This window comes from Marinobacterium sp. LSUCC0821, from assembly GCF_012848475.1.
GTDB lineage: Bacteria > Pseudomonadota > Gammaproteobacteria > Pseudomonadales > Balneatricaceae > Marinobacterium_E.
Map to the genome: position 1 here is coordinate 739,102 of NZ_CP051666.1, position 21,728 is coordinate 760,829.

General features: G+C 47.9%; 16 protein-coding genes and 4 tRNA genes. 3 read left to right on the plus strand and 17 right to left on the minus strand.

What is annotated here, in order from left to right:
* Positions 1–29: 29 nt before the first annotated feature.
* The 7 genes from tig to HH196_RS03670 all read right to left on the minus strand — a co-directional run bounded on the left by tig (position 30) and on the right by HH196_RS03670 (position 5,576).
* On the minus strand, positions 30–1,334 hold the full coding sequence (gene tig / locus HH196_RS03640) for a trigger factor (protein WP_169450720.1): 1,305 nt from the start codon (positions 1,332–1,334) through the stop codon (positions 30–32).
* A gap of 270 nt (positions 1,335–1,604) precedes the next feature.
* A tRNA-Leu gene (locus HH196_RS03645) sits at positions 1,605–1,689 on the minus strand.
* A 41-nt stretch (positions 1,690–1,730) separates the two neighbouring features.
* Positions 1,731–1,815: transfer RNA gene (locus HH196_RS03650), tRNA-Leu, on the minus strand.
* Positions 1,816–1,837: 22 nt separating this feature from the next.
* A tRNA-His gene (locus HH196_RS03655) sits at positions 1,838–1,913 on the minus strand.
* A 30-nt stretch (positions 1,914–1,943) separates the two neighbouring features.
* Positions 1,944–2,020 (minus strand) — tRNA-Arg (locus tag HH196_RS03660).
* Between the two features lie 472 nt (positions 2,021–2,492).
* Complete coding sequence (gene cysS / locus HH196_RS03665) at positions 2,493–3,878, minus strand: cysteine--tRNA ligase (protein ID WP_169450721.1); 1,386 nt, start codon at positions 3,876–3,878, stop codon at positions 2,493–2,495.
* A gap of 18 nt (positions 3,879–3,896) precedes the next feature.
* Positions 3,897–5,576, minus strand: coding sequence for a glutamine--tRNA ligase/YqeY domain fusion protein (locus HH196_RS03670; protein ID WP_169450722.1), 1,680 nt, complete (start codon positions 5,574–5,576; stop codon positions 3,897–3,899).
* Positions 5,577–5,744: 168 nt separating this feature from the next.
* Between HH196_RS03670 and HH196_RS03675 the strand changes: the two genes are divergently transcribed.
* Both HH196_RS03675 and HH196_RS03680 read left to right on the plus strand, forming a co-directional pair.
* The gene (locus HH196_RS03675) at positions 5,745–6,239 is read left to right on the plus strand and encodes a peptidylprolyl isomerase (RefSeq protein WP_169450723.1); all 495 of its coding nucleotides are present in this window, start codon (positions 5,745–5,747) and stop codon (positions 6,237–6,239) included.
* A gap of 3 nt (positions 6,240–6,242) precedes the next feature.
* Complete coding sequence (locus tag HH196_RS03680; protein ID WP_169450724.1) at positions 6,243–6,980, plus strand: UDP-2,3-diacylglucosamine diphosphatase; 738 nt, start codon at positions 6,243–6,245, stop codon at positions 6,978–6,980.
* A gap of 18 nt (positions 6,981–6,998) precedes the next feature.
* Here the strand turns inward: HH196_RS03680 and HH196_RS03685 are convergent, their stop codons facing one another.
* Positions 6,999–7,631, minus strand: coding sequence for a tRNA-(ms[2]io[6]A)-hydroxylase (locus HH196_RS03685; RefSeq protein ID WP_169450725.1), 633 nt, complete (start codon positions 7,629–7,631; stop codon positions 6,999–7,001).
* A 292-nt stretch (positions 7,632–7,923) separates the two neighbouring features.
* Here HH196_RS03685 and acnB point away from each other — a divergent pair, with 292 nt between their 5' ends.
* The gene (acnB, locus tag HH196_RS03690) at positions 7,924–10,521 is read left to right on the plus strand and encodes a bifunctional aconitate hydratase 2/2-methylisocitrate dehydratase (protein ID WP_169452299.1); all 2,598 of its coding nucleotides are present in this window, start codon (positions 7,924–7,926) and stop codon (positions 10,519–10,521) included.
* A 267-nt stretch (positions 10,522–10,788) separates the two neighbouring features.
* Here the strand turns inward: acnB and HH196_RS03695 are convergent, their stop codons facing one another.
* The 9 genes from HH196_RS03695 to serS all read right to left on the minus strand — a co-directional run bounded on the left by HH196_RS03695 (position 10,789) and on the right by serS (position 21,726).
* On the minus strand, positions 10,789–11,334 hold the full coding sequence (locus HH196_RS03695) for a DUF1415 domain-containing protein (RefSeq protein WP_169450726.1): 546 nt from the start codon (positions 11,332–11,334) through the stop codon (positions 10,789–10,791).
* A gap of 348 nt (positions 11,335–11,682) precedes the next feature.
* Entirely contained in the window at positions 11,683–11,958 is a 276-nt protein-coding gene (gene yfaE, locus HH196_RS03700) for a class I ribonucleotide reductase maintenance protein YfaE (protein ID WP_169450727.1), read from the minus strand.
* Positions 11,959–11,976: 18 nt separating this feature from the next.
* Positions 11,977–13,107, minus strand: a complete 1,131-nt coding sequence (gene nrdB, locus HH196_RS03705) for a class Ia ribonucleoside-diphosphate reductase subunit beta (protein WP_169450728.1) — start codon at positions 13,105–13,107, stop codon at positions 11,977–11,979.
* A gap of 39 nt (positions 13,108–13,146) precedes the next feature.
* Positions 13,147–15,414 (minus strand): class 1a ribonucleoside-diphosphate reductase subunit alpha, encoded by a 2,268-nt coding sequence (gene nrdA / locus HH196_RS03710; protein ID WP_169450729.1) that lies wholly within the window; start codon positions 15,412–15,414, stop codon positions 13,147–13,149.
* A gap of 446 nt (positions 15,415–15,860) precedes the next feature.
* On the minus strand, positions 15,861–16,796 hold the full coding sequence (locus HH196_RS03715; RefSeq protein ID WP_169450730.1) for a sensor histidine kinase: 936 nt from the start codon (positions 16,794–16,796) through the stop codon (positions 15,861–15,863).
* On the minus strand, positions 16,793–17,332 hold the full coding sequence (locus HH196_RS03720; protein ID WP_169450731.1) for a heme NO-binding domain-containing protein: 540 nt from the start codon (positions 17,330–17,332) through the stop codon (positions 16,793–16,795). Before HH196_RS03720 ends, HH196_RS03715 begins: the two co-directional genes overlap by 4 nt.
* A 121-nt stretch (positions 17,333–17,453) precedes the next feature.
* Complete coding sequence (locus HH196_RS03725) at positions 17,454–18,806, minus strand: Do family serine endopeptidase (protein WP_169450732.1); 1,353 nt, start codon at positions 18,804–18,806, stop codon at positions 17,454–17,456.
* Positions 18,807–19,213: 407 nt separating this feature from the next.
* The gene (locus tag HH196_RS03730; protein WP_169450733.1) at positions 19,214–20,431 is read right to left on the minus strand and encodes an FAD-dependent oxidoreductase; all 1,218 of its coding nucleotides are present in this window, start codon (positions 20,429–20,431) and stop codon (positions 19,214–19,216) included.
* Between the two features lie 14 nt (positions 20,432–20,445).
* Positions 20,446–21,726 carry a serine--tRNA ligase gene (gene serS, locus HH196_RS03735; RefSeq protein ID WP_169450734.1) on the minus strand — a complete coding sequence of 427 codons (1,281 nt, stop codon included), beginning with the start codon at positions 21,724–21,726 and terminating at the stop codon, positions 20,446–20,448.
* Positions 21,727–21,728 lie beyond the last annotated feature (2 nt).

Here is a 21,728-nt window from a genome sequence, read left to right on the forward strand (position 1 = left end):
GGTCGTTAATTAGATCTCGTGCTCAACAATTACTGCTGAGCTGGCTGAATAGCTTCTTCGTAGCTAACTTTTACTTCTTTCACCTTAGCAGATGCAAGAAGGTGGTCAACTACCTGATCTTCAAGTACTAGGCTGCGGATCTGGTTAAGCATCTGCTCGTTGCCTTTGTAGTAGTTGATCACTTCATCAGCATCCTGGTAGCTGTCTGCGATCTCTGCAAGCATTGCATCAACACGCGAATCATCAGCTTCCAAAGCACCCGCTTTGATCACTTCCTGAACTAGAAGGCCTACAGTTACACGACGCTTAGCCTGCTCTTCAAATAGCTCTTTAGGAAGCGTATTTGGATCGATCTTAGCGTTGCCGCCGAACTGCTGTACTGCCTGCTGACGAAGGTTGTTGATCTCATCGTCAATCATAGCTTCTGGTACGGTGATTTCGTTCTGAGCGATCAGTGCATCGAACACTGCAGTCTTAACTTTAGTTTTAAGAGCGTGGTTCATCTCACGAGCCATGTTCTTTTCAACTTCAGCTTTGAAGCTCTCTTCGTCTGCGCTCTCTACGCCAAACTTAGAGAAGAACTCTTCGTTAAGCTCTGGTAGTTCCTGCTTAGACACTTCGTTAAGTTTGATCTTGAATGTAGCCGCTTTACCTTTAAGGTTTTCAGCGTGGTACTCTTCAGGGAAAGTCACTTCGATATCGAACTCTTCACCCTTCTTCTTACCAACGATGCCATCTTCAAAACCAGGAATCATGCTGCCTGAACCAAGAACAAGGTCCTGACCTTCAGCTTTACCGCCTTCGAACGCTTCACCATCAACGAAACCTTCGAAATCGATGTTAACCTGCATACCCTCTTTAGCCATGCCACGAGTCGCTTTGAACGTACCCTGCTGCTTGCGAAGAGTGTCGATCATGTTTTTAACGTCAGCTGCTTTGATAGAAGCAGTTGGTTTCTCAACAGTTACACCTTTAAGATCTTTCAGTTCGATCTCTGGGTAAACATCAAACGTTGCAACGTACTGGAAGTCTTCGCCTTCTTTGTCGTTTTTGAACTCAATGCTTGGCATACCAGCTGGCATTAGCGACTCTTTCTGTACCGCTTCGAAGTAAGTCTCTTGCACAACTTTGTTTAGAACTTCGTAGCGAATCGCATCGCCGTACATACGCTTGATAACAGACGCTGGTACTTTACCTGGGCGGAAACCATCCATACGACGAGTACGTGCCTGCTGTGCAACCTGCTTGTTCACGTCTTGGTCAATACGTTCTGCCGGAACAGTTACAGTAATTTGGCGCTGAAGGCCTGAAGTAGTCTCAACAGAAACTTGCATGGAATTCCTCATTCATTGTTTCGAGTTTATTAATCGCTGCAGACTTGAAGTCGTAACCCGTAAAAGCCACTTAATGAGTCAGCAAACGCTTTAAAATTTAAGCGCGAAATTTTCCGGTAACTTAGCGCAATAGTCAAGTAAAGAGACCTAACCTGCGAGTCAAAAGAGAAGTTTGGGGAGATTAAATGGCTAGAAACAAAAAATCCCCAGAACGGGGATGCAGTGCAGAGTCAAAACAGGGGGTTAAAACACTGGGTGTTTAGTAAGTAATGGTGCGGACGGAGAGACTCGAACTCTCACACCTCGCGGCGCTGGAACCTAAATCCAGTGCGTCTACCAATTCCGCCACGTCCGCACATACTTACAACACATAGCTCAGAAACATACCCCACAAAGTGGTGCGGACGGAGAGACTCGAACTCTCACACCTCGCGGCGCTGGAACCTAAATCCAGTGCGTCTACCAATTCCGCCACGTCCGCATGTTTCTTTGCTCAAGACAAATGGGGTGGACGATGGGGCTCGAACCCACGACCACCGGAATCACAATCCGGGGCTCTACCAACTGAGCTACGCCCACCATAATTTGTCTTCTCATCGGACAGAGAGCTGGCGCACCCGGCAGGGTTCGAACCTGCAACCTACGGCTTAGAAGGCCGTTGCTCTATCCAATTGAGCTACGGGCGCTTCAGAGCTGCCCGACTCCTCAGACAACTGCAAACACTTATAAATAAGGCTGCTTGCTGAAGAGGTGCGTATCCTACGACCTGACCTGCAGAGGGTCAATACCCTACTTTACTTTTTTGATAATTTTTTTTGGGTTTGGTTAATAGTTGATCAGAAACCGGTAAATTGGCGGGCTTTACAGGAGTCTCTGGAAGACGGTGGGATGGCGGATGACAGGCTAAAGGCCTGTCACCGGAGTGTCGAATTCGCTACGGAGTCGCGGTGACCGGCTTTCAGCCTGTCATCCGCTTTGTACAAAACTGACTGGATCAGTTTTGAACAGCTTCAGCTGGCCCGAAGGGCGAAGGCAGGATGCTTGAGTAATTACGCTATAAACAAGATCGCGGCTTCGCCTTTGGCGAATGCGCTCCTACGCGACTCTGGAAAAACACCGTAGGAGCGCATTACCGCGAAGCGGTAAGCCGCGAAAGAACTACCCCTCCCTGTACCAGGTAGTCCCCTCTGGACCATCTTTAAGGATTACACCCGCTGCAGCTAACTTATCACGAATTTCGTCTGAGCGTGCGAAATCTTTATTGGCGCGTGCGGATTTACGCTCTTCGATTAGCGCTTCAACCTGTTCAGCTGTGATCTCACCCGCATTACCCTGCTGTAAGAATGCCTTTGGCTCTTGTTGCAGCAGACCAAGAATTCCAGCTAGCGCTTTGATCTGCGCTGCCATAGCTTCTGCTGCTGCCATATCTTTCGTTTTTAAGCGGTTTAGTTCTGATGCCATCTCGAACAACACAGCAAAAGCGCGTGGTGTATTGAAGTCATCATCCATCGCCTCATAGAAGCGCTGAGCGTATTCGTTGTCGGCAATAGCCACATCGGCAATCTCAACACCATCAAGTGCTTGATAGAAACGATCCAGTGCTGCACGCGCCTCTTTAAGGCTATCGATTGAGTAGTCGATATGGCTGCGGTAGTGAACGCTAGATAGGAAGTAGCGTACCACTTCAGGGTTATGTTCTTTTAATACGTCGCGAATGGTGAAGAAGTTACCTAGGGATTTAGACATCTTCTCCTGATTTACACGAACAGGACCTGCATGCATCCAGTAATTGACGAAGGCTTTACCGTTAGCCGCTTCTGATTGCGCTATTTCGTTCTCGTGGTGTGGGAATGGCAAATCAGGGCCACCACCATGAATATCGAAGGTATCGCCGAGACAACACTTAGACATAGCAGAGCACTCAATGTGCCAACCCGGTCGACCAGGACCCCAAGGAGACTCCCAGCTCACCTCGCCCGCTTTTGCAGACTTCCACAAAACGAAATCCAGGGGCGACTCTTTCGCAGTTTCAACTTCGACGCGAGCACCTGACTTAAGCTCTTCAACCACCTTATTGGTCAGTTTGCCGTAGCCTTCAAACTTCTCTACACGATAGTAGACATCGCCATTACTCGCTGCGTATGCATAGCCCTTATCAATCAGTGTCTGCACCATCGCCAAGATATCATCTATGTGATGGGTAGCACGCGGCTCTTGATCTGGGCGTAAAACACCTAATGCTGCTTCATCTTCATGCATCGCTGCGATCATACGTGCGGTAAGTTGATCTGGGGTCTCACCATTCTCAGCCGCACGTTTAATAATCTTATCGTCAACATCTGTGATGTTTCGAACATACTCAACTTCCCAACCACGAGCTCGCAGATAACGGGTAATAAGGTCAAACGAGACCATCACACGTGCGTGGCCGATATGACAGAAGTCATAGACGGTCACACCACACACATACATGCGGATCTTACCCGCCTGAATAGGTGTAAAAGGCTGCTTAGATTTAGATAGTGTGTTGTAAAGCTGAAACATACTGACCCTAACTATCGCTTAGTTATTAGCAATTTTTGCCCATGAGTCACGCAGACCCACAGTACGGTTGAATACAAGGCGATCAGCGTTAGAGTCCGAATCTACGCAGAAGTATCCCTGACGCTCGAACTGGTAACGCGACTCGACAGCGGCCTGAGCCATACCCACTTCAATGCGCGCATTTGGCATAAGCGTTAGAGACTCTGGGTTGATAAAGTCGAGGAACTCACGCTCTTTATCCGCTTCCGGATTCGCTTCAGTGAAGAGACGATCATATAGTCGAACTTCACAAGGAACAGAGTTATCTGCGCTCACCCAGTGCACAACACCGTTTGGTTTGTAATCTGTTGGGTTCTCGCCTTTAGTAGCTGGGTCGTAGGTACAGATCAACTCAACCACTTCACCGTTAGCATCCGTGATAACCTCTTGGCAGGTTACACAGTATGCACCACGCAGACGAACAGCCTGGTTTGGCGCAAGGCGTTTCCACTTCTTAGGCGCTTCCATAGCGAAATCTTCGCGCTCTATCAGAAGGTTTTTAGTAAAAGGAATGCGACGCGTTCCCATGCTCTCATCTTTTGGATGCATTGGGACTTCAAACCACTCTTCAGCAGACTCATCAAAGTTACTGATCGTCAATTTGATAGGATCGATAACACACATCGCGCGAGGTGATGCAGAGTCGAGATCATCACGAATCGCAGCTTCTAACATACTCATATCAACAGTTGAGTTAGAACGAGTAACCCCGATCATGTCACAGAAGTTACGAATCGATTGCGGTGTATAGCCACGACGGCGTAGACCCGAAACAGTAGGCATACGCGGATCATCCCAACCAGAGACGTGCGCTTCATCTACCAACTGCTTCAGCTTACGCTTACTGGTAATTGTGTAGTTTAGGTTTAGGCGTGCAAATTCGTACTGGCGTGGCTTAGCTGGCACTGGAAGGTTTTCGATGAACCAGTCGTAGAGTGGACGGTGATCTTCAAACTCTAGTGTACATATAGAATGGGTAATACCTTCGATTGCATCAGACTGACCGTGAGCGTAGTCGTAGCTTGGGTAGATACACCACTGATCACCAGTCTGGTGGTGGTGAGCCTTACGAACACGGTAGATCACTGGGTCACGCATATTCATGTTAGGTGACGCCATGTCGATCTTCACACGAAGTGCGGCGGTGCCCTCTTCGTAGCCACCCGCGCGCATCTTTTCAAATGCCGCCAGGTTCTCGTCAACAGAACGGTCACGGAATGGGCTGTTTTTGCCAGGCTCCGTTAGGTTGCCACGGTAGGCACGCATCTCTTCAGGCGATAGCTCACAAACAAACGCCTTACCCTCTTTAATTAGGTAAACCGCCCAATCGAACAGCTGTTGGAAGTAGTCTGAGGTGTAACGGATATCACCAGCCCATTTAAAGCCTAGCCACTCAACATCACGAACAATCGCATCGATATACTCTTGCGACTCTTTCTCAGGGTTGGTGTCGTCGAAACGCAGGTTACAAACACCTTGGTACTTTTCAGCAGTACCGAAGTTCAGACAGATCGACTTTGCATGACCTATGTGGAGAAAACCGTTTGGCTCTGGCGGGAAACGGGTCATTACCTGACCTGCATGGGTACCCTGCTCTAGATCCTTCTCAACGATCTGATGGATAAAGTTTGTAACTGTTGCAGCTTCGTTCTTACTCATAACTCTTCTTAAACCGAGAATTCATGAAGGTCATTATGGAGCTGCTCTCTATAGAGCAGCTTTGACCAAAAATTGTGACGCAAGATTATATGTGAATACGCACCTGCAATACAGGGCAATTGATTGATATACTGCGCTAAATTCAAATGAAATAAGGGATAAGACGCAATGATCGTTCTGCACACCAACCATGGCGACATCAAACTTGAACTAGACCACGAGAAAGCACCTAAAACAGCTGCTAACTTTGAGCAGTATGTTAAAGAGGGTTTTTACGATGGCGTTATTTTCCACCGCGTTATCAATAACTTCATGATTCAGGGCGGTGGTTTTGAGCCAGGCATGCACCAGAAGACCACTCGCGAGTCGATTGAGAACGAAGCGGATAATGGCCTTAGCAACGAAAAATACACAGTTGCAATGGCGCGCACTATGGATCCTCACTCAGCATCTGCTCAGTTTTTCATCAACGTTGCGGATAACGCATTCCTAGATCACTCTGGCAAAAACACCCAGGGCTGGGGTTACGCTGTATTCGGCCGTGTCGTTGAGGGTACTGATGTCGTTGATAAGATCAAAGGTGTTTCAACCACTATGAAAGCGGGTCACCAGGATGTTCCTGCTGAAGATGTGATCATCGAATCAGCAGAAATCGTGGCGTAACGCTTGAAACGACTCTTTATTTCGGATCTGCATCTGCAGAGCGAGCGCCCGGAGATCACCCGAGCGCTCCGCTTCTTTCTATCCGAAGTAGCGCCAGGCAGTGATGAGCTCTATCTGCTTGGCGACATCTTTGAAGCTTGGATTGGTGACGACGCAATAGATCCAACACTCAATGAGATATCCCCTCTCTTTACCGAACTTGCCAAACAAGGCACTGCAATCTTCTTTCAAGCCGGCAATCGCGACTTCCTGGTTGGCGAGAAAACTGCAAAACTGCTCAGTGCAACTCTGCTAGACGAACTAGTTACAATCACCCTTCCTCAGGGCGATGCGCTTATCGCACATGGCGATCAGTTCTGCATTGATGATCACGACTATCAAGCCTTCAGAAAGATGGTTCGTAACACCGATTGGCAACAGCAATTTCTAGCCAAATCACTTGATGAACGACAAGCGATCGCTCGTCATTTACGGGATGAAAGCGGTAAACAAAATAGCAATAAAGAAGATTACATTATGGATGTAAGCCCTTGTTATTGTGCAGAAGTTGTTAAAGAAAAACAGTGTAGCCTTTTAATACACGGACATACACACCGCCCCGCTGTTCATGGCGATATCAATGGTAATGAAGAGTTGAAACGAATAGTCCTTGGCGACTGGTCAGAGTCTGGCTGGTATCTACTAAGTGACGATCAGCAACTGGAACTGATCAAGTTCAAGCCATCAAAAAATTTCAACTAGCCCTTATGGGATCAGTGGCTAGCTCGCTTTTGCCAAAAGTGATTGCGCTGGCGCACCTGAGTGGAACCTAAACTCAGAATCCTCCTCCAACACCAACTCATTTTCACGTTTTCTAAATAGCGCAATTCGATCTTCAATCGAGCAGCTTGCATTGCTTTGCGCTAGATGCAGGTAATCCTGATAGTGACGCCCCTCTGATTTGAGCAGAGAGAGGTAGAACTTCTGTAGCTCCTCATCTAAATAGGGAGCAAGCTTAGCGAAACGCTCACAAGAGCGCGCTTCAATAAATGCGCCTACGATAAGGGTATCTATCAATCGATCCGGCTCATCACGTCTAACCAACGTATGCATGCCGCCGGCGTAACGTGAAGCACTTAAGGATCCATATCTGAGCTTGCGGCGCTTCATAATGCCAAGCACCTTCTCAAAGTGCACAAGCTCTTCACGAGCAAGGCGCGACATCTTATCGAGAAGATCTAGATGATCGACGTAGCGAAACATCAGAGTCATTGCTGTAGAGGCCGCCTTCTTCTCACAGTGCGCATGGTCTGTAAGCAGCAGTTGCAACTGAACTGGATCCTTCGCCATATCAATCCAGCTTTCAGGGGTCTCACAACCCAAAAACGCTTGAATTTCAGCTAATACATCCACAACAGCTCACTCCATACACACCAAGATTGCGGCGCATTATAACGGGAGATAGGTGCAGGATCATCCTAGCAAGCCGAATATTTGGGCTTTTTATAATTTATAATTTTAGAGGTGTAATAAATGGTTCTATCGCGGCCAAAGTATAAGTCTATTTAATGCTTAGAGCGATTAACTTGTTTGTGCAACTGCGGTAAAATTGCGCCCGATTTTTTAAAAAACCATCGATATCCATTTGGGGTATCGGCCCTCTTCTCAAAAGGAATTGGGTGTAGTTATTGATGAGGGCAATACTGTGCTTGAAGCTTACCGTAAACACGTTGCAGAACGTGCCGCAGAAGGTGTACCACCAAAACCACTAGACGCTGATCAGACTAGCGCGCTGGTTGAACTGCTTAAGAACCCACCAGCAGGTGAAGAAGAATTCCTACTCGACCTCATCACAAACCGCGTACCAGCGGGTGTAGACCAGGCTGCGTATGTTAAAGCTGGCTTCCTAGCTGCAATTACTACAGGCGAAGCAAGCTCACCTCTTATCTCTGCAGAGCACGCAGTTGAACTACTGGGCACAATGCTTGGCGGTTACAACATCGAGCCAATGATCGCTTGTCTTGATAACGCTGCACTAGCTCCAGTTGCTGCTAAAGGCCTATCAAACACACTTCTAATGTTTGACGCATTCCATGATGTTAAAGAGAAGATGGATGCAGGCAACGCCGCTGCTAAACAGGTTATGGAATCTTGGGCTGCTGGTGAATGGTTCACCTCTAAGCCAGCTCTTGCTGACAAGATCACTGTCACTGTTTTCAAGGTACCTGGCGAAACAAACACTGATGACCTATCACCTGCTCCAGATGCATGGTCTCGTCCAGATATTCCTCTACACGCTAACGCAATGCTTAAGATGGAGCGCGAAGGCATCAACCCTGAAGAACCAGGTGTTAAAGGCCCACTTGCTCAGATCGAAGAAGTGAAAGCGAAAGGTTTCCCAGTTGCTTACGTAGGTGACGTTGTTGGTACAGGCTCTTCACGTAAGTCTGCAACAAACTCTGTTCTTTGGTTCTTCGGTGATGATATCCCGAACGTTCCTAACAAACGTGCTGGCGGTTACTGTTTCGGCGGTAAGATCGCACCTATTTTCTACAACACAATGGAAGATGCGGGCGCACTACCTATCGAGATGCCAGTTGATAAGCTAGAGATGGGCGACGTAATCGACGTATTCCCATACGAAGGTAAAGTTAAGCGTCACGGTACTGAAGAAGTTATCAGCGAATTCGAACTTAAGACTCAGGTTCTTATCGACGAAGTACGCGCAGGTGGCCGTATCCCTCTAATCATCGGTCGCGGCCTAACTGAGAAAGCGCGTGAAGCTCTTGGTCTTGGTGCATCTGACCTATTCCGCAAACCACAGCAGCCTGCTGACACTGGCAAGGGTTACTCACTTGCTCAGAAGATGGTTGGTAAAGCATGTGGCATGGATGGCGTTCGTCCAGGCATGTACTGCGAACCTAAGATGACGACTGTTGGCTCACAGGATACTACTGGTCCTATGACGCGTGACGAGCTTAAAGACCTTGCGTGTCTTGGCTTCTCTGCTGACCTAGTAATGCAGTCATTCTGTCACACTGCGGCTTACCCTAAACCAGTTGACGTTAACACTCACCACACGCTTCCTGATTTCATCATGAACCGTGGCGGTGTATCTCTACGTCCAGGTGACGGTGTAATCCACTCTTGGCTAAACCGTATGCTTCTTCCAGATACTGTAGGTACTGGCGGTGACTCGCATACACGTTTCCCACTAGGCATCTCATTCCCAGCAGGTTCTGGCCTTGTAGCATTCGCTGCTGCAACTGGCGTAATGCCACTGGATATGCCTGAGTCTGTACTTGTACGATTCAAAGGTAAGCGTAACGCAGGTATCACTCTACGTGACCTAGTACACGCAATCCCTTACTACGCAATCAAAGCAGGTCACCTAACTGTGGCCAAAGCTGGCAAGAAGAATATCTTCTCTGGTCGCGTACTTGAGATCGAAGGTCTTGAAGATCTTACTGTTGAGCAGGCGTTCGAACTATCTGACGCATCTGCAGAGCGTTCAGCAGCAGGCTGTACAATCACTCTAGGTGAAGATTCAGTTGCTGAGTACCTACGTTCTAACATCGTGATGCTTAAGTGGATGCTTGCTGAAGGTTACGGTGATGTGCGTACTATCTCACGTCGTATCAAAGGCATGGAAGAGTGGCTAGCTAACCCAAGCCTAATGCGTGCTGATGCGGATGCTGAATACGCTGCAGTTATCGAAATCGATCTTGCAGATATTAAAGAGCCAATCCTATGTGCTCCAAACGATCCAGATGATGCTCGTCTTCTTTCTGACGTACAGGGCGCTGCGATCAATGAAGTATTCATCGGTTCTTGTATGACCAACATCGGTCACTTCCGTGCAGCGGGTAAACTTCTAGAAGCTTCTGGTAAGTCTATCCCTACTCGCATGTGGATTGCGCCACCTACTAAGATGGATGCAGCTCAGCTAAGCGACGAAGGCTACTACAACGTATTCGGTAAAGCCGGTGCACGTATGGAGATGCCAGGCTGTTCACTATGTATGGGTAACCAGGCACGCGTTGCAGCTAAATCGACTGTAGTATCTACATCGACTCGTAACTTCCCTAACCGTCTAGGTGATGGTGCGGATGTATTCCTAGCGTCTGCTGAACTTGCAGCAGTAGCAGCTCTGGAAGGTAAACTACCAACCGTTGCTGAGTACATGGAGTACGCACAGAAGATCGACAGCATGGCTGGCGACATCTACCGCTACCTAAACTTCGATCAGATGGACAACTACGTTGCTAAAGCATCGTCAGTAATCCCAACAGTTGAAGCTTAATCGCTTAACTGTTTGATCACAGAAAACCCGGCCTTGGCCGGGTTTTTTATTGTCTGAAAATTGGGATTGGCGCGGGTTTAAAGATTGCGGCAATGCGCTCCTACGGCGTATTTCCAAGGTCGCGTAGGAGCGCATTCGCCAGAGGCGAAGCCGCGATTAGATTCCGGAGTGTAATTTGGTAGCGGATGACAGGCTGAAAGCCTGTCACCCACACTTCGTAGCTAGATCAACGCACCGGTGTCAGGCTTCAGCCTGACATCCGCCGTTTCAGTGTTTTCCAGAGATCTGTTCAATAATCCCCTTCACCCCCATTTCGCGCAGCAGCTCGACATTGCGCTCTGGGATTGCATCGATATCGGGGTGGGTTTCGATTGCCCAAGCGACACTCGCTTCTCGAATAATGTGGAGCATGGGATGGGGTGAGCGATTGGTGTGGTTGGCGGGATCAAAAGGAGCAACACCTTCGAAAACGTAATCTGGGTGGAACCCTGCGATTTGATAGGTTCCTGTATATCCAAGCTCATCCATCAACATCTCTACCCCTGCTAAATAGTCGAGGTACTCCTCAAAATCATGGAGCATTTCAGGTACGACCAACAAGGTGGTCTCTATCGCTTCAGAACGGTCTAACTGCTCTATCTCATCCAGAAGAGTCTGACTCAGTTGTGCAAGGTCTTTACCTGTATACTCAACAAAACGGACCTTACCTTGATCAAGCGGATGCTTCGCAAAGGGACAGAGATTGAGCGCCACGACAAAGCGATCGACCCAAGCTTTTGTTGTTTCTATGGCGCTACTTCTGTTATCAGACATACATAAACCTTAGCACTAGAATTCCTTCTCCTAAATAGGAACTACCTGTCAAGGAGAATAGAGGTAAAAATCCAAACTTTTCTTACCCACAGAATCTGTGGATAACTTGGTGGATTGTTTTTGGATTGAAGCCGCTAAGCCCCGTATTTAGTACGCCTTAGCAAATTGGTGTAATTTTAACCTTGATTAAAAATACCTTTTAAATTCAATAACTTACACTAGTCAATATCAAAATAAAAAAATAGTTATAAATTTTTGGAATAAATTTTGATAAGAACTGCTTGCTGTGCAAAAGAATTTTAGAACGCCCTAATTTTGTGCAATTTGCAAGCGTAAAATGACTTTAATTTATTCGCCATTTTCCTTAGGAATTTCAATCTCAATATGCCCTTTCGGACGGCAGCAACAGGTCAGTATTTCATCATCAGCACAGTCGACAAGCGAATCTTGGACAGCCTCAACTTCACCATCGATGAGGCGCACCTTACAACAGCCGCAGTATCCACCGCGGCAGTTATAGGGAGCAGGTATACGTTGTGCTTCTAATGAGTCCAGTAGCGAGAACTCGTACTGATAGTAGAAGGTGTGGAAGTGGTTAACCTTAATTCGCGGAATACCCGACATCAGGCTGGGTATCCCCTACTACAGGTCGAAGTCATCGAAGTCGTCACTGTCGACTTCGTTATCGATCTGACCTACAAGGTAAGAGCTGATCTCTGACTCTTGCGGAGCAACCTGTACGTTGTCACTGACTAGCCATGAGTTCATCCACGGTAGCGGGTTAGCGCGCGTTGGGAATAGCTCTTCAAGACCAAGGGCCTTCATACGGATATTGGTGATGTACTCAACGTAGTCACCCAAAATGCGTGCGTTAAGACCGATCATCGAACCCTTGCTGAATAGGTACTCCGCCCACTCCTTCTCCTGCTCTGCCGCTTCGCGGAAGAGATCGATCACCTGAGGTTTAACCTCTTGTGCGATCTTCTTGAAGTCTGGGTCATCTGATCCCGAGTTCATGATGTTGATCATGTGCTGGGTACCAGTGAGGTGAAGCGCTTCGTCACGTGCGATTAGACGGATAATCTTAGCGTTACCCTCCATTACTGCACGCTCTGCAAAGGCGAACGAGCAGGCAAAGCTCACGTAGAAGCGAATCGCTTCGAGAACGTTTACAGAGACCAGCGTTAGGTAGAGTTTGGTTTTAAGGTTGTAGAGCGTTGCATCGTAGTTTTGACCATCGATGGTGTGCTTACCTTCACCATGTACGGTGTAGACGTTCACTAGCGCAATCAACTCATCGTATAGGCGAGTAACTGCCTCTGCGCGCTTAACGATCTCAGGGTTAGTCACAATCTGGTCAAAGATAACTGAAGGCTCAGTTACGATATTACGAATAATGTGCGTGTATGAGCGACTGTGAATCGTCTCACTGAACGCCCAGGTCTCAAACCAGGTCTCTAGCTCTGGGATAGAGACGATCGGCAAGAAGGCAACGTTAGGCGAACGACCCTGCACAGAGTCGAGCAGCGTCTGATACTTCAAGTTACTTAAGAAGATATGCTGCTCATGCTCTGGAAGCGCTTTAAAGTCTTTACGATCAGTACTGAGGTCAACCTCCTCTGGACGCCAGAAGAAGGAGAGCTGCTTCTCGATGAGCTTCTCGAAAATTGGGTATTTCTGTTTGTCGTATCGCGCTACGTTAACGCCACGACCGAAGAACATCGGTTCACGGGTTGCATCGTGTGAACTGGTACTAAACGTTGAGTAAGACATAAGCCTCAATCGCTCCGAAATAACTTAACTTAACTAAAATTACAACTTACAAGCGCCGCCTTCACAGCCACCCATATCATCGTGCTGATCTTTCGCACCATCACGAGTGTTATGGTAGTAAAGCGTCTTAACACCGTACTTGTAAGCAGTTAGAAGATCTTTAAGCAGCTGCTTCATAGGCACCTTCTCACCTGGGAACTTAGCCGGGTCGTAGTTGGTGTTAGCTGAGATCGATTGGTCTACGAACTTCTGCATGATACCGACCAACTGGAGGTAACCTTCGTTATCTGGGATCGACCAGAGCAATTCATACTGGCTACGCAGTTCAAGGAACTCAGGTACGATCTGCTTCATCACACCATCCTTGCTCGATTTAACTGATACGTAACCACGTGGTGGCTCAATACCGTTGGTCGAGTTGGTGATCTGCGATGATGTTTCACATGGCATCAATGCAGTCAGCGTTGAGTTACGTAGGCCGAACTCACGAATATCTTCGCGAAGCGTCTCCCAGAAGTAGTGAAGCGGCTCATCACAGAAAGTGTCCACTTCACGCTTGTAGGTATCGATTGGCAGAATGCCCTTCGCATAGGTCGTTTCGTTAAACTTAGGACAAGCACCCAGCTCTTTAGCCAAGGTGTTTGACGCTTTAAGCAAGAAGTACTGAATCGCTTCAAAGGTACGGTGTACCAGGCCATTCGCACTACCATCTGAGTAACGAACGCCATTTTTAGCTAGGTAGTATGCAAGGTTAGTCACACCCACACCCAGCGTACGACGCCCCATAGTCGCTGTGTAGGCAGCTGGCACTGGGTAGTCCTGGTAATCAAGTAGGCTATCTAGAGCACGTACAATCAGTTCAGATAGCTCATCAAGCTCATCTAGATTCTGAATCGCACCTAGGTTGAATGCAGAGAGTGTACAAAGAGCAATCTCGCCCTCGGTATCGTCAACATTTTTCAGTGGTTTAGTTGGCAGTGCAATCTCTAGACAGAGGTTTGACTGTTTAACTGGTGCCACTGCTGGGTCGAATGGACTGTGGGTGTTACAGTGGTCGACGTTCTGAATGTAGATACGACCTGTAGATGCACGCTCTGACGCGAGAATACCAAACAGCTCAACCGCTTTAATGGTCTGCTTACGAATTGAAGGATCCGCTTCGTACTGCTCGTAAAGCTTCTCAAACTTATCCTGATCAGCGAAGAACGCTTCGTAAAGGCCTGGCACCTCATGTGGGCTGAATAGCGTGATGTTTCCGCCTTTGATAAGACGCTGGTACATCATGCGGTTGATCTGCACGCCGTAGTCAAGGTGACGTACGCGGTTCTCTTCAACACCACGGTTGTTCTTAAGAACTAGAAGTGACTCAACCTCTAAGTGCCAAATTGGGTAGAACAGCGTTGCTGCACCACCACGCACACCACCCTGCGAACAGCTCTTAACCGCTGTCTGGAAGTGTTTGTAGAACGGGATACAGCCAGTGTGGAACGCTTCACCCTGACGGATCGGACTGCCTAGTGCACGAATACGACCGGCATTGATGCCGATACCAGCACGCTGCGATACATACTTAACAATCGCCGAGGCGGTAGAGTTGATTGAATCTAGGCTATCATCCGCTTCGATCAATACACACGAGCTAAACTGACGCGTTGGCGTACGGACACCCGCCATGATCGGCGTAGGTAGTGAAAGCTTAAATAGCGAACAGGCATCGTAGAAACGTTTCACGTAGCCCATACGTGTATCTTGTGGGTATTTAGAGAATAAACATGCAGCAACTAGCATATAAAGCTGCTGCGGGCTCTCATAGATCTTACCGGTAACACGGTTCTGCAGAAGGTACTTACCTTCCAACTGTTTAACAGCAGCGTAGCTGAAGTTCATATCACGGTCGTGAGCGAGATAGTCATTCATCTCGTTGAATTCAGCTTCAGAGTAATCTTCTAGTAGGTGCTGGTCGTAGCGCTTATCAGCGACCATCGCCTGAACATGAGCATATAGGTGTGGCGGTTCAAAGGTACCAAACGCTTTCTTACGAAGATGGAAGATAGCAAGACGGGCAGCTAGATACTGGTAATCTGGCGCCTCTTCAGAGATCAAATCCGCTGCAGACTTAATTAGCGTCTCGTGAATGTCCGAGGTAGAGATCCCCTCGAAGAACTGCATATTTGCACTCAACTCTACTTGAGAGACTGAAACCGTAGCTAAATCCCCTGCTGCCCAGGTGATTACCTTATGGATCTTTTCAAGATCTAGAGACTCTTGGTTTCCGTCTCGTTTCGTAACTTTAAGCGCTTGTTGCATTTTTAGATTCCGTCTTATTCGCTCAACATGAGTTTTTCCAGGGAGTTAACCTCTTAAATCAAGAAGTTGTGGTTAAAACTCATACTACATGCTGTTGTGTCTGGGGAGTTAAAACACACTATATATAGTGAACCCCTAACCCATAGACACAAAATATAGTGATTTTTGAGCCTAATGCAACACTAAATATAGTGCTTTTTTTACTTGACTTATAGGACAGGAAGAGAAGAGCCAGAGATGGCGCGGGTTGCAGAAAAATCTGCCTTTTAGTCTAACCATTATGAAATTTTTGTGGCTCTTTATATCTAAATAGTAGACTTAATTATATGCACAACGATAGTGCAAAAATGTCGGAATAAGAAGTGCGAAAGTTACAAAAAAAGAGGTGGTAAGTAAGCTAACAAAAATGGTGACAGGGAGTGAAAAAGAGAGAGCGAAAGGTAACGCTATGCAATGTACGGAATTGAGATCGTGAAACAGGTACCCGAGCCAACTCTGGACTCTACAGAGAGTGAGCCTGCATGCTCTTCAATGATTTTATTTGCAATGGATAGACCCAACCCAGTCCCCTCACCTACCGGCTTGGTGGTATAGAAAGGCTCAAAGAGTCGCGACAGTACCGATTCATCCATACCACAGCCATTATCAGCGATGGTAATAACTACGGATTGCTGTGTGACTTTGGATCCAACCGTTAACACCGCTTTGGCCGTATCTTTAAGTGCGTGCACTGCATTCATCATAATATTGAGAAAGACCTGATTGATCTCACCCGGATTACATTTAACCATTGGCAGCTCAGACAACTTTAGATCAACAGAGGTCGATCCTTTAAGCTCATGCTGAAGTAGCTTAAGAGTTGAGCGAATACCCTCATTAAGATCTGCAGGAACGCGAGAGGCACGATCCATACGACCAAAACTCTTAAGGCTCTGCACAATCTCTACCACGCGGCCTACACCCTCTTGGGTATCTTGCATCATCGATGGCAGTTCAGCATTGATGTAGTGCAGATCTTGCTGGTAGATCCTCGCCAACAACTCAGAGTCTGGATCAGCTTGTTGCAGTTGCGCCACAAGCTGGGCAAAGGCTCGGCTGTATTGCTCTGCATGCGTAGTAAGCGATTCAACATTCGCCGTAACGAATGCAAGTGGGTTGTTGATCTCATGGGCTACACCGGAGATAAGTGTTCCCAAAGAGGCAAGTTTTTCAAATTGGATAATCGCATCCTGATGGCCTTGCAGCTCAGCAATACTCTTCTCCAACTCTTGGTTCTTTTTAAAGAGCTCGCGCGAACGACGTTCAACGACAGACTCTGCCGCGATACGCGCTTCTCGCTCACGTTCATAAGCCTGTTTGTAAAGCTCTAACTCTTCGCTCATGCCTGTGCTTCTATAACCAATTCGCAATGATCTGAACCGCGATGCATGCAGATATCGTGGCTAATAGTAATCGGCGTATTAAAGTGGCTTGCAGCCCCCTGAACCAATCCTTCTGCCAGAATACATAATTTACGAGGCGAGCGGTATTGCATGCGCAAAACAGAGCCTGGTGCCTGACTACAATCAATTTGGGGCAAATTCACTTCACTGTAGAGCTTCTTAACCTCAAGGTGAATAACTGAGTCTATGCTCTCTAAGAAGGAGAAAAGATCGGGGGGTGTCTCAACAAACTCTGGGTAACGTTTTGCCAACTGCTGAAACATGAACTCGCCAAAACTACGCACTAGATCTGGCATTGGCACATCTAAAGTTTCAGAGACTGCATGCACTAGCGTAAAGAGCTCTGCATCTTCGTAGGTCTCTACTGCCGTATAGGCGCCCTTAACCCCAGATTGAGATAGTAGCTTCTGCCAAAGAGAGATCCCCCCTTTTGCAACAACCATATCCTCAAGAATATTAAAAACAACGCCCTTCATGCCAACCTCTTAATCCACAGATGAACAAGACAGATATGCACTTTGTAACTTCTCATAACTATGGTTACAAATGTGAATTTTAAGTCTTTAGTGTAGACGCTGTTTTCGATTTAGCTAATTTTTATCGCAAAACGAGATAAAAAATTGAACGACCTCGCTGTAACTGCAGTAATAGTTGATTCGCGGTAGTACTCATCTCACCACGCAGCCCTTCAAGATCCGTAACGCGACGACGGTTTACACTTACCACCAGATCACCCTGAGCCATTCCCGCTAAGGCAGCACGAGAGCCGCGAACTACATCAACCACAACAACGCTCTTGCCATCACTACTCATGCCAAAAGATGCCCCCTCAAGGAGCTTGTGGAGATTGGTTGCACTTCGCTCAACCTGAGGAGCATGAGCAATTCTCAACGAAACTCTTTTTTGCTTGCCGTTCTGAATCAAATCAACTGAGATAGCGTCGCCTTTAGCAGAGAAAGCGACCAAATTGCGAAGCTGCGCTGCATCAGTGACAGGCTTACCATCCATGGCAAGAATGAGGTCACCGACCTTAATTCCAGCTTTTGCAGCTGGGGAGCCCTCAATTACATTGGCTACGATAACGCCATTTTGGCCGTTTTTGAGATCAAAGGCCTGGCGCAAGTCGCTATCCAAAACCTGGACTTCAAGACCCGCCCAACCTCGTTTCACCTCTCCGTTATCCAACAGTTGATCCGCTACCTGGCGCATCATGTTGGATGGGATCGCAAAACCTATACCGACGTTGCCACCACTGGGTGCTAAAATCGCAGTATTGATTCCCACCAACTCACCGTTTAGATCGACCAACGCACCACCCGAGTTACCAGGGTTAATCGATGCGTCTGTCTGAATAAAGTTCTCGTAACCCTCAATACCTAGGCCCGAACGGCCAATGGCGCTTACCACTCCCGTTGTAATCGTCTGACCTAGACCGAAGGGATTGCCGATCGCAACCACAAAATCCCCTACCCGAACGCCGCTCGAGTTACGAATCTTCAACTCACTGAGGTTCTCTCCCTCTATATCCAGTACGGCAATATCAACTTCAGGATCTGCGCCAATGAGAGATGCCTTAAACGTTCGCCCATCGGTCAAACCAACCACGATCTCATCCGCCCCTTTGATCACGTGAAAGTTGGTGATGATGGTCCCCTTCTTAGCATCGACAATCACCCCAGACCCCGCACTGGTCTGGCTACGGCGCTGTTCCGGAACAAAACGGTCTTGAGGGATGTTAAAGAAGTGTTTGAAGAATGGGTCATTCAACAGCGGATTTACCACCTGCCGCGTCGAGAAGGTTGCGATATTCACAACTGCAGGGTTTACACGCTCAAGCATCGGCGCGATAGATGGCAAACCTTTACCCTGCGAATCAGTTACAGGGAGTGCTGAGTGTGCAAGTGGCGTAAAAACAAATGAAGCTAGCAACAGAGCAATAGATGGACGCATAGATACCTCTCAAAAGCCTTAACAATTAAATATGAACAGATATAGGTGAATTCAAGCTGAAGCTTTTGCAGTCCAGGTTATATCATTGAAAATCTGGCGCGAAATTGAAGATGGCGAACCGCTTTGCGGTTCTTTCGCGGCTTCTTGCTACGCAAGAATGCGCTCCTACGGTCTATTTCCAGGGTCGCGTAGGAGCGTATTGGAGCGAAGCGACAAGCCGCGATCAAACCGCAATAGCGGTTTGTAAGTCGTTCAGCGTCTTCCAGGGTCATGTAGGAGCTAGCCTATAAGGCGAAGCGACCGTTTATTAATTCGCGTCGCCCTTTGGGCTAGCTACTACAGTCTGTCGAATGTGGGGTCAGACAAAAGTTCGGACACCGTTTTAACATTTAGCATCGAGCTAAATGTTAAAACCTATCAATCCCAGAGGCGACACGAAGCGCTTTGTTACGCAGGGGTTTTGCGAAACCTGCAGCACCTAGCAGTAGATTGCGCGCCACTTTAAGCGACGTTTGATGGTTGGAAAATGCACGGTAGAAGAAGTCCATCGTCTGCATCATCAAAAGATTGGCCTTACGACGACGATTCTCGTATCTCTTCAGAACGGCCAAGGATCCAGGCGACTCACCCTGCCCTATAGCTTCAAGGATTACCTCTGCGAAGACTTCAACATCCTGAAAGCCGAGATTAACTCCCTGACCTGCAAGCGGATTGATCTGATGTGCGGCATCCCCTAACAGCGCTACACCCTCGGCAACGTAGTGCTGAGCGTGCATTCGACGTAGTGGGAATGCAGCACGACCATGTATCGCTTCTATTGCACCTAAGCGTGCTGGGAAGCTGTGAAGGATCTCTTGCTGAAGAGATAGTAAATCCATAGCTAACAGAGCCTGCACACGCTCAGGAGAGTCATACCAGACAAGCGATGCGTTGTTTCCCGGTAGTGGTAGCAGTGCTCTAGGACCCGAGGGGTTAAATTGTTGCCAGGTGATGTCCTGTTGAGAATCTGCTGTCGCGACATTGATCACCATCGCCATCTGGCCATAGTCCCACTGATGAGCGCCGAGCGCTGCAGCTTGTCGAACCATCGACTCACCGCCATCGCCTGCCACTAACAGGCGCGCAATAAGCGACTCACCCGAGTCGAGCTCGACCAGAGTTGCACCCGCTGAGTAGTCGATTGATACAACGCCATCCGTGATGAGCGTTACCTGCTCACAGAGCGCTAGTTTATCGAGAAGTGCACGTTGGATAAGGCGGTTTTCAACTATATAACCCAGTTGATCAAGTCCAATTTCAGCAGAGTTAAACTCAGTCGCACAGGCGCGAGCCGCTTTGCCTATAAGCCCTTCGGCATCTTCATCTAACTCCCAAACACGCATACGACGATATGGGCAGGCGCGCTGTGCAGTAATTGTCTTCCAAACATCTAAACGATCCAGCAGTTCGATAGAAGCTGGACTGAGTGCCGAGACACGAAGATCTAAGGGTTGATCAACAGAGAAGGATTCTGGAAGGTTGCGCTCCAAAAGCGCGATATTAAGGGAGCTATCAGCGAGGGCCAGTGCTGTTGCAGCACCGACCATCCCGCCACCAACAATAACTAGATCGTACTGTTGATTCATTCTGCCCCCAGCGTTTAGACGCTTAGTTTCTCGAGACCACCCATGTAAGGTTTCAACACTTCAGGAACACGCACGCTACCATCAGCCTCTTGATAGTTCTCAAGCACTGCAACCAGAGTACGGCCCACTGCAAGTCCTGAACCATTCAATGTGTGAACGAGTTCTGGCTTACCCGTTTCAGGATTGCGCCAGCGAGCCTGCATACGACGCGCTTGATAATCGGTCATGTTTGATACCGATGAGATCTCACGGTACTTCTCTTGGCCTGGTAGCCAAACTTCGATGTCGTAGGTTTTAGCAGCTGAGAAACCAAGGTCACCACCACAGAGTGAAACGACACGGTATGGTAGCTCTAACTTCTGCAGAATCGCTTCAGCATGACCACACATTGCTTCCAAAGCATCCCATGAGGTTTCCGGTTTAACTACTTGGACCATCTCAACTTTTTCAAACTGATGCTGACGAATCATACCGCGTGTATCACGACCTGCCGAACCCGCTTCAGAGCGAAAACAAGGGCTGTGACATGCGTAAGCCATCGGTAGCGCTTCGGCATCAACAATCGCATCACGTACAAGGTTAGTTACGGGTACTTCAGCTGTTGGAATGAGGTAGTAGTCACGATCACCGAAAGGAACTTTAAAGAGATCCTCTTCAAATTTAGGTAACTGCCCTGTCCCCTGAAGTGAATCACTGTTGACCATAAACGGAACGTTAATCTCAGTGTAGCCGTGCTGATCAACATGGGTGTCTATCATGAACTGAGCAAGTGCACGGTGAAGGCGTGCCAATGGGCCTTGAATGACCGCAAAGCGAGAGCCTGTAAGCTTAGCTGCAGTTTCAAAATCCAATCCTTTAAGCCCTTCGCCGACGCTTACGTGATCTTTAACTTCGAAGTCAAAGCTTGCAGGTGTGCCCCAAACGCGAACTTCAACGTTATCATCTTCACTCGCACCCTCAGGTACAGAGCTGTCTGGGATATTTGGTGTGCCCAAAAGAATGGCATCAAGCTGAGACTGGATCTCATTGAGGCGCTCTTTCGACTGATCCAACTTAGCACCTAGCTCACCTACTTCAGCTAGTAGCGGCGCAATATCCTGACCCTGAGCTTTCGCCTGGCCAATCGATTTTGAACGGGTGTTTCGCTCATTCTGAAGGGACTCAGTCTCAACTTGCACCTGCTTACGCTGCTGCTCTAACTCGTTAAATAGAGCAATTGGGAATTCGTAACCCTTTTTAAGTAGCAACTGCGCTACAGCTTCTGGGTTTTCGCGAACCTGGCGTGGATCTAACATCG

What these genes read in the sequence shown, in the direction of transcription:
- tig (WP_169450720.1), bottom strand. Translation starts at nt 1,334, where the DNA reads ATGCAAGTTTCTGTTGAGACTACTTCAGGCCTTCAGCGCCAAATTACT.
- cysS (WP_169450721.1), bottom strand. Translation starts at nt 3,878, where the DNA reads ATGTTTCAGCTTTACAACACACTATCTAAATCTAAGCAGCCTTTTACA.
- HH196_RS03670 (WP_169450722.1), bottom strand. Translation starts at nt 5,576, where the DNA reads ATGAGTAAGAACGAAGCTGCAACAGTTACAAACTTTATCCATCAGATC.
- HH196_RS03675 (WP_169450723.1), top strand. Translation starts at nt 5,745, where the DNA reads ATGATCGTTCTGCACACCAACCATGGCGACATCAAACTTGAACTAGAC.
- HH196_RS03695 (WP_169450726.1), bottom strand. Translation starts at nt 11,334, where the DNA reads ATGTCTGATAACAGAAGTAGCGCCATAGAAACAACAAAAGCTTGGGTC.
- yfaE (WP_169450727.1), bottom strand. Translation starts at nt 11,958, where the DNA reads ATGTCGGGTATTCCGCGAATTAAGGTTAACCACTTCCACACCTTCTAC.
- nrdB (WP_169450728.1), bottom strand. Translation starts at nt 13,107, where the DNA reads ATGTCTTACTCAACGTTTAGTACCAGTTCACACGATGCAACCCGTGAA.
- nrdA (WP_169450729.1), bottom strand. Translation starts at nt 15,414, where the DNA reads ATGCAACAAGCGCTTAAAGTTACGAAACGAGACGGAAACCAAGAGTCT.
- HH196_RS03715 (WP_169450730.1), bottom strand. Translation starts at nt 16,796, where the DNA reads ATGAGCGAAGAGTTAGAGCTTTACAAACAGGCTTATGAACGTGAGCGA.
- HH196_RS03720 (WP_169450731.1), bottom strand. Translation starts at nt 17,332, where the DNA reads ATGAAGGGCGTTGTTTTTAATATTCTTGAGGATATGGTTGTTGCAAAA.
- HH196_RS03725 (WP_169450732.1), bottom strand. Translation starts at nt 18,806, where the DNA reads ATGCGTCCATCTATTGCTCTGTTGCTAGCTTCATTTGTTTTTACGCCA.
- HH196_RS03730 (WP_169450733.1), bottom strand. Translation starts at nt 20,431, where the DNA reads ATGAATCAACAGTACGATCTAGTTATTGTTGGTGGCGGGATGGTCGGT.
- serS (WP_169450734.1), bottom strand. Translation starts at nt 21,726, where the DNA reads ATGTTAGATCCACGCCAGGTTCGCGAAAACCCAGAAGCTGTAGCGCAG.